The organism is Roseovarius halophilus (ex Wu et al. 2025) (genome assembly GCF_047086965.1).
In genome coordinates, this window is record NZ_JBKOTX010000177.1 from 1 (window position 1) to 11,276 (window position 11,276).

The 11,276-nt window shown below is 64.1% G+C and carries 12 protein-coding genes and 2 pseudogenes; 12 read left to right on the forward strand and 2 right to left on the reverse strand.

Features of this window, described 5'->3' with window-relative positions:
* Window positions 1-169 precede the first annotated feature (169 nt).
* Entirely contained in the window at window positions 170-1,216 is a 1,047-nt protein-coding gene (locus ACH107_RS25155) for a helix-turn-helix transcriptional regulator (protein ID WP_412508311.1), read from the reverse strand.
* Between the two features lie 111 nt (window positions 1,217-1,327).
* Between ACH107_RS25155 and ACH107_RS25160 the strand changes: the two genes are divergently transcribed.
* A complete protein-coding gene (locus tag ACH107_RS25160) occupies window positions 1,328-2,029 on the forward strand; it encodes a hypothetical protein (protein ID WP_412508312.1) in 702 nt (233 codons plus the stop codon).
* Here ACH107_RS25160 and ACH107_RS25165 read toward each other — a convergent pair.
* Window positions 2,010-3,308, reverse strand: coding sequence for a tyrosine-type recombinase/integrase (locus ACH107_RS25165; RefSeq protein ID WP_412508313.1), 1,299 nt, complete (start codon window positions 3,306-3,308; stop codon window positions 2,010-2,012). The two genes, ACH107_RS25160 and ACH107_RS25165, sit on opposite strands and share 20 nt — an antisense overlap.
* Window positions 3,309-3,880: 572 nt before the next feature.
* On the opposite strand from ACH107_RS25165, the gene ACH107_RS25170 reads away from it, so the two are divergent.
* The 11 genes and pseudogenes from ACH107_RS25170 to ACH107_RS25220 form a co-directional block, all read left to right on the forward strand.
* A complete protein-coding gene (locus ACH107_RS25170; protein ID WP_405049867.1) occupies window positions 3,881-4,156 on the forward strand; it encodes a helix-turn-helix transcriptional regulator in 276 nt (91 codons plus the stop codon).
* A complete protein-coding gene (locus ACH107_RS25175) occupies window positions 4,153-4,434 on the forward strand; it encodes a hypothetical protein (RefSeq protein WP_412508315.1) in 282 nt (93 codons plus the stop codon). Before ACH107_RS25170 ends, ACH107_RS25175 begins: the two co-directional genes overlap by 4 nt.
* Complete coding sequence (locus tag ACH107_RS25180; protein ID WP_412508316.1) at window positions 4,431-4,856, forward strand: VRR-NUC domain-containing protein; 426 nt, start codon at window positions 4,431-4,433, stop codon at window positions 4,854-4,856. The genes ACH107_RS25175 and ACH107_RS25180 overlap by 4 nt, the downstream gene beginning before the upstream one ends.
* Window positions 4,853-5,899: a helix-turn-helix domain-containing protein gene (locus ACH107_RS25185; protein ID WP_412508317.1), complete on the forward strand. Its 1,047-nt coding sequence runs from the start codon at window positions 4,853-4,855 to the stop codon at window positions 5,897-5,899. The genes ACH107_RS25180 and ACH107_RS25185 overlap by 4 nt, the downstream gene beginning before the upstream one ends.
* Window positions 5,896-6,576 (forward strand): hypothetical protein, encoded by a 681-nt coding sequence (locus tag ACH107_RS25190; RefSeq protein ID WP_412508318.1) that lies wholly within the window; start codon window positions 5,896-5,898, stop codon window positions 6,574-6,576. Before ACH107_RS25185 ends, ACH107_RS25190 begins: the two co-directional genes overlap by 4 nt.
* A 322-nt stretch (window positions 6,577-6,898) precedes the next feature.
* A complete protein-coding gene (locus ACH107_RS25195; protein ID WP_412508319.1) occupies window positions 6,899-7,570 on the forward strand; it encodes a cupin domain-containing protein in 672 nt (223 codons plus the stop codon).
* Complete coding sequence (locus ACH107_RS25200) at window positions 7,570-8,562, forward strand: flavin monoamine oxidase family protein (protein ID WP_412508320.1); 993 nt, start codon at window positions 7,570-7,572, stop codon at window positions 8,560-8,562. The genes ACH107_RS25195 and ACH107_RS25200 overlap by 1 nt, the downstream gene beginning before the upstream one ends.
* Window positions 8,563-8,755: 193 nt before the next feature.
* Complete coding sequence (locus ACH107_RS25205) at window positions 8,756-9,190, forward strand: LexA family protein (RefSeq protein WP_412508322.1); 435 nt, start codon at window positions 8,756-8,758, stop codon at window positions 9,188-9,190.
* Window positions 9,187-10,455 carry a Y-family DNA polymerase gene (locus tag ACH107_RS25210; RefSeq protein ID WP_412508323.1) on the forward strand — a complete coding sequence of 423 codons (1,269 nt, stop codon included), beginning with the start codon at window positions 9,187-9,189 and terminating at the stop codon, window positions 10,453-10,455. The genes ACH107_RS25205 and ACH107_RS25210 overlap by 4 nt, the downstream gene beginning before the upstream one ends.
* 15 nt (window positions 10,456-10,470) lie before the next feature.
* Window positions 10,471-10,826 (forward strand): annotated as a pseudogene (locus ACH107_RS25215) (ATP-binding protein); the annotation flags it as partial.
* A gap of 161 nt (window positions 10,827-10,987) precedes the next feature.
* Window positions 10,988-11,181, forward strand: a pseudogene (locus tag ACH107_RS25220) (hypothetical protein); the annotation flags it as partial.
* Between the last annotated feature and the right edge of the window lie 95 nt (window positions 11,182-11,276).

Sequence of the window (11,276 nt, forward strand, 5' to 3'; positions counted from 1 at the left end):
TGCGCCACGAAACTGAAACCGCATAAGATCAACCCACGGTGAGCCAGAGCCTCCAATCCGAAAGCCGATCAAGCGTCCCAAATTATCTGACGACGTACATGACCACCCTATGCAAATGGCGTCGTGGAGAGGGCAACCGACGGCGGACCTCGCGCTACATGAAAGCCGTTCAATGCACTCGCTGAGTGGGACGGCTATCTGCTGGTCGCCATGCTGGGCAGCCATCACGGCAAGATATCCACCTCCCCCGCCGCACTTGCTCCAGCATGTCCCTGAGCTCGGGTGGATCCAGAACCTCGACGGCGTTGCCCCATTGGACGAGGTGCCAGGCCATCTCCAGCCACCCGCTCGCCGTGAACTCCACGAGGAGACTGCCATCCTCCAGGTCGGTCAGTTCCTGTGTCGGATGGAACACGAAGTCACGCGCCTCGGAGGCGGCGCCGGGCGAGAACCGCCAACGCACCGGACCCTGCTCGGCCTCGGAAAAGAACGATCCGAACGCTTGGGCGCTGTAGCTTTCGACATCGAAATCCGGGTCGCGCTCGAAGGCGTGGACGGTGCCGTACATCTCGTGAATGCGGTCAAACCGATACTGCCGGTATTGGCGGTCGGCGTCGACGTCGCGGGCAATGAGGTAATAGCGGGTGCCGACAATCACGGCATGCGGCTCGACCAGCCGCTTGCGCGGCTCCGGATCCCGCGCACCCTGGTAGACGATCTCGACCATTGTCGGCCTGCGGAACGAGGTGAACAGCAGATTGAGATAGTCCTCCGGCACCTTCCGGGTGGGTCCCGGCCGGGACGCGAAGCCGTTCGCCAGAAGAAGGATTTCCGAATAGCCCATCGCGCCTTGGGTCATGGGCTTGGAGTAGGAGGCGACCAGACGATCGCGCGCAACCTCCAGTGCCCTGGCCTCACCTTCGGCGCCATCGCGCGCCGCACGCCGGATCGCCAGGTCGAGAGCGGCCAGCTCGTTCTCTCTGAGAACGCGGTGCTGGACGTAGGGAACATCGGTCAAGGTCCACCAACGTCGCCGATCACCATCGTCCCGGGTCTCTACCCCGGGAAACAGGTCTTCGAACTGGCGGAACATGCGTCGCGCAGTGCGCTCCTCGACATCGAACTCATCCATGACCTTGCGCAGGGAAATCCCCTGGCGTTGCGCCGCGGCCATTTCAGCCATGCGGTAGAGTTGCTGCGCCTTGAAGAAGGACATGTCGCGGCTCCCAAACAGCGGCAGCTACAATAAGGGGTAAGAGATTGACCCCGTAGCCAGTCTACAATCGATGGTCGAGGCCGAATCGTTCTCCACGGGTCCCCGTGATCCTTGACCAAGCCTCAGACTGGACTGGAAATTTCGTCGCCTCCGGGGGCTGCTCGCCCTGGCTGCGGCGCACAAGTAAAGGACCGCTGCCGCATGGGACTGCCACAACGCGTTTTCTACACCATCCACGAAGCCGCCGCACGCTGGGGCTGCGTTGTATCCGACATCGCTGGCTGGGCGAACACAGGAAATCTGAGACTTGTCACGGGCATTCCACCGGTTGAATGCGGCGAGACACGGGCGGGCGGGCTCGTACAGTTTGAACCCGTCGATATCCTGCCGATATTCCGCCGCTGTGGCACCGGACCGCAATCGGCGCATCTGCAGCGCTTTCGGCCCTTGGGCGAAACCGACTGGCTCTATATAAGCGCGCCCGCCGACGGAGTTCTGGTCTCGATCGGCGACGTTCTGATCCTTGGTCAAGATGTTCAGAACTTCGAAGACGCGCATAATCTCTTCGGCCGGATCGCAGAAGGCGCTGGGCTGAGCGAGGACGGGGATTATGACTGGGCCGCGATGCATGTCGAAATCACGCGCCGGGTCTTCGAGGACGGCTTGCCCGCCTCACAAAACGAATGGATCCGGGAGCTGCAGGACTGGTTTGCCGCGCGATCCGACAATGGAAACTTTCCCGATGAACGCTCCATCCGGCGCCGCCTCAAACCCATTCTCGATGCCCTGCAGTTCAAGAGGCGGATGAGGTGACCTGGTCTGGTCCGCGGCGTGGCACCTCTTCTTTCACGTGGTCACTATCGTGAACCAATCGAGGTTTCAGCGTAAACGCGCTGGCCACCGCATCGACGCCCGCGCGCAGGGGCGAGTCCATGAGATGCGCATAGCGCTGGGTCGTTTGCATCTGGCTGTGGCCCAGCAGCTTGCCGATCATCTCGAGCGAGGCCCCGCCGCTCACCAGCAGCGACGCGAAGGTGTGGCGCAGATCATGGATGCGGACATCCTCGATCCCGGCCTGCCTCTGGATGCGCCGCCAGAACCGGCGAATTTCCTGAACGGGCTGGCCGGGAGTGTCGCCGGGGAACAGCCAGGGTGATCCCGAAACTACCGCAAGGCGCCGCTGGCGCACGATTGCGGCGGTCTCATCCGAGATCGGAACGCGGTGAACCCGGCGTTGCTTGGTCGTTGTCGCAGGCTTGGTCCAGCTCAGCTGCTCGATGTTGAAATCCTCGAAGCGGGCCTGCCGCACCTCCCCCACACGGGCACCGGTTAGCATACACAGCCGGATGATGTCCGATGCGCGTTTGTCCTCGGCTGCATCCAGCGCGGCGGCGAGGCGGGCGATTTCGTCCTGCGACAGGTACCGCTCCCGCGGCGTCTCCATCCGGCGGCGAAAGCCCATAGCCGGATTGTCCTCGCGCCAGCCCCATTTGACGGCATAGGCGAACATCTTGCGGACCACCTCACCGACGCGGTTGGCGCGCACTGGCGTCGGCTTGGCGCCCTGCAGCTTGCGCGCGCGATTATTGGGCTTGGCCTTGGCGGGCCGCGCGCGTCCCTCCGCGACCTTGGTCAGGAGCAATTCCACGTCATAAGAACTCACCTCGGTCACCAGCATTCGGCCCCAGGCGGGCGCGATGAACTTGTTCATCATTGCCCGCTGATCAGTCGCATTCCGCGCGGCCAGATGCGTCAGGTGCACCTCGACATAGCGCGCGATCAGATCGGCGACCCGGGGCGCCTCGCGGACCGCATCACGGTTTGCCATAGGATCACCCCCGGCATCGATCTCCCGGCGCAGTTCCTTGGCGCGGGTGCGCGCCGCCGATACGCTCCAGTCCGGCCAGCGCCCAAAGGTCATACGGCGCTGGCGTCCTGCGTAACGGTAATCCAGCGTGAAGGCTCGGCCCCCGCCGCGATAGATACACACGGCGAAGCCGCGTAGCTCGGTGTCGAATATCTGGTAGTCCCGGCCCTCCGTGGGCACGGCATTGCGCAGGACCGCCTCGGTCAGTTTCTGCCTGTCCGGCATTTGCACACCTCTCTCTTGCCCCGTGTGATGACGCGTAAAACACCGCGTCTATCAAGCAGAGCATGGCGCCAGGGGTGGCAGGGAGGCACGGGGTGGCACACCGGAGACAGGTGGCGTGCCACCCCTTGTTTTATTGCGGTTTCAGAGCTCCAGCGAGAGATAAGAAACCCGCGCCGGTCCAATCGGACCGCGCCTCTCACCGGCAAACAGACCTGCAGAGTGCCAAAGTCAGGCGCAAAACCGCCGGAGCTTGTAAATATCCAATGAAATCAGGGAGTGGCACGTATTCCTGCGCGGTGCCTCCCCCGGTTTCAGCACGACTGCGCGCGACTCCCCTGTAAATCAACGCGAATGCAGCCGAATGCGCGTGAAGCGCCGAAAGGCCGAAAGTGCTGCATCGCGGCGTCGGCCTCGGTGTTGCGACGCCAATCGCCCGCAAAGCCAATAAAACAAGGGGTGGCACGGGGGTGGTCGTTTGCGTGCCACCCCGTGCCTCCCTGCCACCCCAGGCGATCTGTCTCACTGGCACCAGTCGGCGCCCGGTGTTCGGGCGCGCCAATGGGAGATGCGTGATGCAAACGATGAACGAGACACAGCCACGGCCAAAGACCTCCGAGGGGCTCATGGGCGGCTGGATTAGCCGGCCGGATCTGGCCCAGCAACTGGGGGTGTCCGAAAGCACCCTGCGCCGCTGGGAAGCCGAACGCTGGGGGCCGCCCTGTATCCGGGCCGGGCGTAAGATCTATTACCGCCGGGCGGCCGTGCTGGACTGGCTCGAGCGGCTGGAAGACGAGGGCTATAGCCGGGCCCGGACACGCGGCCATCGCCGCGCGGGAGGCCGGCGATGAGCGTCCCCCTACCTTTCCGCAAACAGCACAGCGCCCGGGCGCGGCGCGAAGAGGCCCGCCAGGACTGGATCGACGAGCGGCTGCGCGAGGCCCGCATCGTGGTGGCCGACGTGGTTCATCACTGCGATCACCTGGTGCGGCTGTCATGCAATGTGCTGGTCCGGCACGGCCAGACCGCCGAAGAGCGTGAGGATGCCCGGCTTCTGCTGGTCGTCCTCGAGGCGAAATCGCCAGGGCGCGCGGATCGCGCCCGGCCGGACCGGGAGGGCGGGCGATGACGCGACGCAAGACACCCGAGGCTGATCTGCAGCGTGCAGTGGTCACCGCGCTGCGTTTCGCGCTGCCGCCGTCCGCCATCATCCAGCACTCCGCCAACGAGGTGACCGAGGCCGGCCCGCGCGGCGGAAAACGCCAGGCGATCCTGGTCGGCATGGGCGTCCATCCCGGCTTTGCCGATCTGATGGTGCTCTGCGACGGCCGCGTGCTGTTTCTGGAGCTGAAGGCGTCCAAGGGCCGGCTGAGTACCACGCAGGCCGCCTTCCGCGATGCCGTTCTGGCGCAGGGCTTTGGCTGGGCGCTGGTGCGCTCGCTTGACGATGCGCTGGGTGCGTTGGCGGATCATGGGGTCACCACGCGCGTGGTGCCACAGGCTGACGCCCAGCGCGCGGCAGCCCGTTCAGCACGGAGGACAGCCCCATGAGCCATGCCGCCACCAACTGGGCCATCCAGCAGCGCGGGCTCAAGCCCACCACCAAGATCGTGCTCTGGCATCTCTGCGATCGCTTCAACCCGGATTATGGGTGTTTCCCCTCGCAGGACCGGCTGGCCCATGATTGCGAGATCGGCCGCGCGACGCTGAATCGTCACCTCGACGATCTCGAATCCCGAAGGCTTATTCGCCGCATCCGCAATGTCGATGCCAGGACCGGCCAGCAGCGCCCGACGCGCTACCTGCTCGGCTTCGAGCCGGACTTCCCCCCGCCCGGGTCCAACGATCCGGAGCCTGCGTCCCGAGCGCCGTTCGACGCGGACAAGGCTGAAACCCCGTGTCCCAATTTGAGACACGGGCCATCATCCGAAAAAGCGCGGTTCTGCAATGACTTGTCGTCGGAATCTTCGCCGCGCCCGTGTCTCGATCCGGGACACGGGTCCGTGTCTCAATTTGATACACGCCCGTGTCTCAAAAATGGCGATTCCCGTGTCTCATTTTGGGACACTAACCCTGTAAGGGAACCTCTAAAGGAGGAGGAGGGCGCGCGAGCGCGAGATTTCGATCAGTTTTTTGCAGAGCTGCTCGGCGCGCTGGGCTTTGCTTCTAACGCCGCGCTGCCCAGCTGGTGGCAGGGCTGGCCAGCAAGGGAACATGTTCGACGCTGGTGCGATGATCTTGGTCTCAGCGCAGAGACGATCCTCGCCGTGGCCCAGGCAACCCGCCAGGAACACCCCGAACCGCCGGACGGGCCCAAGGCGCTCGATCGCGCCATGCAGCGCGCAGCAGGGCGCCAGACGCGGCGAGCCTCGGGAGTTCACAACGGTGCAGGGCGCAGCGATGGGCGGCAGAGACGCCGCAAGGCCGCGTCAGGGCCACCACCCAGCGACGATGAGCTGGCGGCCTTCTACGCCGAAATGGTGAACTCCGACCAGTTCCTACCCGCCAACATGATCAGCACCACCATGCGCGACGCCATGCTGGCCCGCGGGTTGGTCACGGCGGACAGGCTGCGCGCGCGGGGTGTTCTATGAGCCGGTTCGATCGCAGGCTGTCCAGGACGCCGGCCCAGCGCGGCGCAGGCCGCACGCTCAAGGGCGCCATGTCCGTTCAGCAAGCGCTGGAATGGGCCTTCGGCGCCGAGAAGGCGCAGTTGGAGCTGCCCGAGCCCTCCGATCCCGAGCGCGCGCATCGCGCCGGCTTTGGCCTGGAATACGTGCTGATCCAGCAGGCCGCGCTGGGCTGCAGAGTTGATGGCGGGCGCTACAAGATGGGCAGCTACACCCATCCGGATGCCGAGGTGATCGCCGCCACGGTCGCCGGGCTCCCCGACAGCCTCGGCGGCAAGCGCATGGCGATCCGCGTGGCTGAGCTGGCCCGCGCCGGGCTGACGCCGGACTGGATGCCCGGCGCCGTGCCGCGCTGTGTGCCCGTGGAGATCAAGCGCAACAGGTATGGCGACCGTGCTGTGACGGAAGTCGTGGGCACCGAGCGGGTCCTGGTCCGTCGCAAATGGCGCACGGTCGATGTCCGCACCTGCCCGGTGACCTACTCACCGCATCCCCAGCAGATCGAGTCCGCCCGGAAGGCCTACGACGATTGGTGCGCCGCGCTGGGCTGGGTGCGCGACGGGCTGATCGCCGTGGGTATGCTGCGGGAGGTCGAGGTGACGGAGGCGATGCCGAAGGTGCGGCCCTGGGAGACGGGGTGAGCCGCGCCTTTGCGCAGGGAGCGCGTTTTGTAAACTGCGCATAGATGGCATGTGGCGCGCCATTTGGATATCCTGTGGCTTGGGCGGGTATACCGCGCTCCGCTCTGAGCGCTGATCACCGGGCCACTGTCTGGCTATCGCGCGGCTTGCGCACGATGCCCCTTTCAAGGTGACGCCGGTCGATCGTTGCTGGTTGAAGGCGCGAGCCGCTCGTGAGAGGTGCCCTCGAAGAGACAGGCCTCACGTGCGAATCTTGGGCAGCCTTGCAATAAGCTCGTTTAGACCCAAGCTTTCCCCAAGACGAGCAAAGGAGCTGCCGACAATGCATGTAAACGCAGATTTCAGCCAGCGTGCTCTCGTGCGCTTTGATGAGGGCGAATGGGTTGCTTCCCCCATGCCAGGTGTGCGGCGCAGGATGCTGGACCGGATCGGCGACGAGGTCGCCCGGGCAACCACTATCGTATGCTTCGCGCCCGGTAGTGCCTTTTCCGCGCATACTCATGACGGTGGCGAAGAATACCTGGTTCTCGATGGCACGTTCCAGGATGAGGACGGTGACTTTCCCACTGGCTCGTATGTGCGCAACCCGCCCACTTCGTCGCACACGCCAGCCGCGCAAGACGGGGCGACCATCCTGGTCAAGTTGCACCAGTTCGACGCGGCGGATCGCACGCAGGTCCAGATCGACAGCCGAAAGGTGGACTGGTCGGAACCAGCCCCTGGCGTCGAAACACTCGACTTGCATGAAGATGATCGTGAGCACGTATCCATGGAGCGCTGGGAGCCGGGAACGGCACGATCACTGGACGCATCGGGTGGCCTTGAGGTCTTCGTGATCGAGGGATCGCTTGCCGATGGTGTGGACACGCTGGGCCCCTGGGACTGGCTGCGCCTGCCGGTGGGGAGCACGTTCGAGGCAACGGCCGGAGACGACGGTGTGCGGGTCTGGCTCAAGACCGGGCATCTGCGCCATGTGCCGGACCACACTGCGTAATGGAAGAAACAGAGGTATGTATCATCGGCGCCGGGCTTTCCGGCCTTGCGCTGGGCACTGCGCTGCAGTCCGAGGGGCGTGACGTTACAATTCTGGAAGCGCGCGACCGCGCCGGCGGACGGGTGCTTTCACACCAAGGTTATGATCTCGGGCCCTCCTGGATCTGGCCGAACAACCACCGCATGCTCGCGCTTGCCAGCCGTCTCGGTCTGCGCAGCTTTCCACAATACGCGTCTGGGCGTCTTGTCTTCGAGGATGGCGAGGGCGCGATGCGCCGGGACCTCGACTTCGCCACCATGGGAGGCGCGCTGCGCATCGAAGGCGGGCTGACGCGGGCGACCGACGCTTTGGCCGAACAGCTGGGACCCAGCCTGCGCCTTGATCACCCGGTGCAGCGCGTGACTGAGGACGCCTCATGCGTGACGCTGTCAGGCGACAATTTCGAGATACGCGCTGCGCGCGTCGTTTTCGCGCTGCCGCCGCGGCTGACAGCGCGCTTTGGCGTTACCGTTCCCGATGTGCCGACTTGGATGGCCGGCCAGGCCAAGCTCATTGCGACCTACGCTAAGCCCTTCTGGCGGGACAGCGGGCTGAACGGTGATGCGATATCGCATCGCGGACCGCTGGCCGAGATCCACGATGCCTCACCGGCCGATGCGCATGCGGGCGCGCTCTTCGGATTCGCTCATCCCGGCGCTGCGCATGACCCGGATTTCCGCGACGCCGCCATTGCGCAACTGGCACATTTGTTCGGACCCTTGGCGGCGACACCAACGGAGGTTTTTGTCAAAGATTGGAGCGATGATGTCGCGACCGCCACGCAGGCCGACAGGATGCCGCTCACTGCTCATCCGACCTACAGTGCCATCCCGTCCACTGCGCGCCTGATCTTCGCAGGATCCGAGGCATCACCGGTCGATGGTGGTTTTCTGGAGGGGGCGCTGGCTGCAGCGGAAGCCGCTCATGCTAATCTTGGCAAGCATCCTGATTGACTGAACGACAATCAAGATCGCGGAAGGCGCTCCCTAACGGCAGTGATTACGACGGCACCTCCCAGCGCAAGGATCGCAGCCTATCGGGAGTAGACCGCCGCTCACGCGCCAAGCGTCACTTCGTTTGTTGACAGCAAATGACTGGATAGGCGATCCATGTGAGAACATAGCATGAACACAAAAGGATTCGCGGATGCCAGTCTATCCGATAGAAGCCCCTGTACTCGCGGAGGGGCAAGTTGTCCCCATTTTGCTCGCGCGGGCCAGTGCAGGCTTTCCGTCGCCGGCCGGAGATGATCTCGAGGATGAGATCGATCCGATTGCCTGGGTCGTGCGACACCCCTCCTCAACCTTCTGGTGGCGCGTCGAAGGCGACTGCCTTTGGGATGTGGGTATCCGAGATGGCGACATCATCGCCGTGGACCGCGCCGGAAAACGCCGCCTCGGACGCGCAGTGCTTGCCGTCGTGGACGGTGCGGTCACGGCGAAGATCCTGCGCAAGCGGGAGGGCAAATTCTACCTCTCGCCCGCCAATAGTCGTGAGGCCTTCTCAGATATCGAACTGACAGAGGACAGCGAGATTTGGGGCGTCATCGCCGGGGTCGTGCGGCGGTATGATCTGGCGTGACGCGTCCAATCGCGATCAGTGACAGCGCGAACTTCTATGTCAGCGCGGAGCGGATCTTTGACCCAAGCCTGAAAGGCGTGCCGGTGATCGTGCTGTCGAATAATGATGGCTGCGCCGTAGCGCGCAGTGACGAGGCCAAGGCCCTCGGTATCAAGATGGGCGAGCCGCTGCATCTGATCCGCGACAGGGTTGAGGCGCACGGGATACGGGTCTTTTCCTCGAACTACACGCTCTATGGAGACATCAGTCGCCGAGTGGTGGCGGTATACGAGGACTACACGCCGAACGTCGAGATTTATTCGATCGATGAATGCTTTCTGGACTTCGGCGGGTTCCGGAACCGGGAAGCACATGCACGGGCCATGCGGCACGATGTGCTTCGCCGGGTCGGCGTGCCGGTTCGGGTCGGGATTGCACCGACAAAAACACTCGCCAAATGCGCCAACGAAATCGCCAAGAAGAACCCGATCTTCGCGGGCGTGTTGGACATGATGGATCCGGCGCTTGCCGACTGGCTATTGCCGCTCGTTCCCGTCGGCGACATCTGGGGTATTGGCCGCAGGACTCAAGCCAAGCTGCAAGGGCTGGGCATCGGCACGGCGGCGGAACTTCGTGACATGCCGCTGCGCCAGGCCCGGGCGCTGGGCACGGTTGTGCTGGAACGCACAGTCCTGGAGCTGCAGGGCGAGCCCTGCATCGCGGTCGATGACGTGGAGCCACCGCGGAAGGGCATGGCCGTCACACGCTCGGCCGGGACCCCTATGACTGGTTTCGATACGGTGTTTCAGGCCATCACCGCGCACGCGACGCGCGCCGCGGAAAAGCTGCGCCAGCACGGGCTTGTGGCGGGCACGATAACGGTTTTCTTTCACACCAACCGGCACCGCCCGGATCGGCCACAATATGCAGGGTCGAGGACGACGCGTATCGCGCCCATGTCATCCGACACATTCGATCTTGTTGCTGCCGCAAAGCGCTGTGCCTCAGCTGCCTGGCCGAAAGCTGATCAGCAGAATTACGCATTCACGAAGGCGGGCGTCATGCTGGATGATCTGTTGCCGCTGGAGGATCGGCCAAGGACACTCTTCGACACACCAGGTGGATCACCCGAGTTGATGACCGCGCTTGATGCCGTGAACAACCGGTTTGGCAAGAAAACCATGGTTCTGGCCAGTGAGGGCATGTCGCGGTCCTGGCAGCTGCGAGCGGATCATCGCAGCCCGCGCTACACCACGCGGATCACGGACCTGCCGATCGTCAGGTGAGGCCCTGACAATTGCCAGGGCCGAACCGCTGATACCCTAAGCCGCCTCGACTTCCTCGTCCTCAATGAGCTCGGCTATCTGCCCTTTGCACAGGCCGGCGGTCAGCTGTTCGCCGTCGCCCATCGGGCTTGTACCGATGGCGCCACGATGGGCAACTCTCGAACACATGGCGACTCAATGGCTCACTCCACCTGATCAGCCGTCTTTACGAGCGCACCTCGATCATCGTGAAGACGAACCTGGCCTTCGGGGAATGGCCCTCCGTGTTCGGCGATGCGAAGATGACGACGGCGCTGCTCGACCGCATCACCCACCACTGCGAGATCATCGAGACCGGCAACGAAAGCTGGCGCTTCAAGACCCGAGCGTAACGCCTGGTGGCCCGCTGGACCGATCCGGCTGCGTCACCCGAAAGCTACGCCGCATCGGGCCAGCTACCCACGTACCAAAGGGGGTCCCTTTAGCACGCCGATTGGCGGTCCCGATTCGATGCCGATTGACACCTTCCGATCCCGAGCGCGCGCATCGCTCGGGCTTTGGCCTGGAATACGTGCTGATCCAGCAGGCCGCGCTGGGCTGCAAGGTCGATGGGGGCGCTACAAGATGGACAGCTACACCCACCCCGATGCCGAGGTCATCGCCGCCAGCGTCGCCGGTCTCCCAGACAGCCTCGGCGGCAAGCGCATGGCGATCCGCTTGGCCGAACTGGCCCGAGCCGGGCTGACTGTAGCGCGACAATCTGGCTGAGAGTTGCGCGTCAATCAGGATGAGGATCCTTGGTCGCGACATAGATGACGATGGCGGACTTTGCCGCCACCATC

What these genes read in the sequence shown, in the direction of transcription:
- ACH107_RS25165 (WP_412508313.1), bottom strand. Translation starts at nt 3,308, where the DNA reads ATGCCGGACAGGCAGAAACTGACCGAGGCGGTCCTGCGCAATGCCGTG.
- ACH107_RS25200 (WP_412508320.1), top strand. Translation starts at nt 7,570, where the DNA reads ATGGAAGAAACAGAGGTATGTATCATCGGCGCCGGGCTTTCCGGCCTT.
- ACH107_RS25170 (WP_405049867.1), top strand. Translation starts at nt 3,881, where the DNA reads ATGCAAACGATGAACGAGACACAGCCACGGCCAAAGACCTCCGAGGGG.
- ACH107_RS25195 (WP_412508319.1), top strand. Translation starts at nt 6,899, where the DNA reads ATGCATGTAAACGCAGATTTCAGCCAGCGTGCTCTCGTGCGCTTTGAT.
- ACH107_RS25190 (WP_412508318.1), top strand. Translation starts at nt 5,896, where the DNA reads ATGAGCCGGTTCGATCGCAGGCTGTCCAGGACGCCGGCCCAGCGCGGC.
- ACH107_RS25205 (WP_412508322.1), top strand. Translation starts at nt 8,756, where the DNA reads ATGCCAGTCTATCCGATAGAAGCCCCTGTACTCGCGGAGGGGCAAGTT.
- ACH107_RS25185 (WP_412508317.1), top strand. Translation starts at nt 4,853, where the DNA reads ATGAGCCATGCCGCCACCAACTGGGCCATCCAGCAGCGCGGGCTCAAG.
- ACH107_RS25175 (WP_412508315.1), top strand. Translation starts at nt 4,153, where the DNA reads ATGAGCGTCCCCCTACCTTTCCGCAAACAGCACAGCGCCCGGGCGCGG.
- ACH107_RS25180 (WP_412508316.1), top strand. Translation starts at nt 4,431, where the DNA reads ATGACGCGACGCAAGACACCCGAGGCTGATCTGCAGCGTGCAGTGGTC.
- ACH107_RS25155 (WP_412508311.1), bottom strand. Translation starts at nt 1,216, where the DNA reads ATGTCCTTCTTCAAGGCGCAGCAACTCTACCGCATGGCTGAAATGGCC.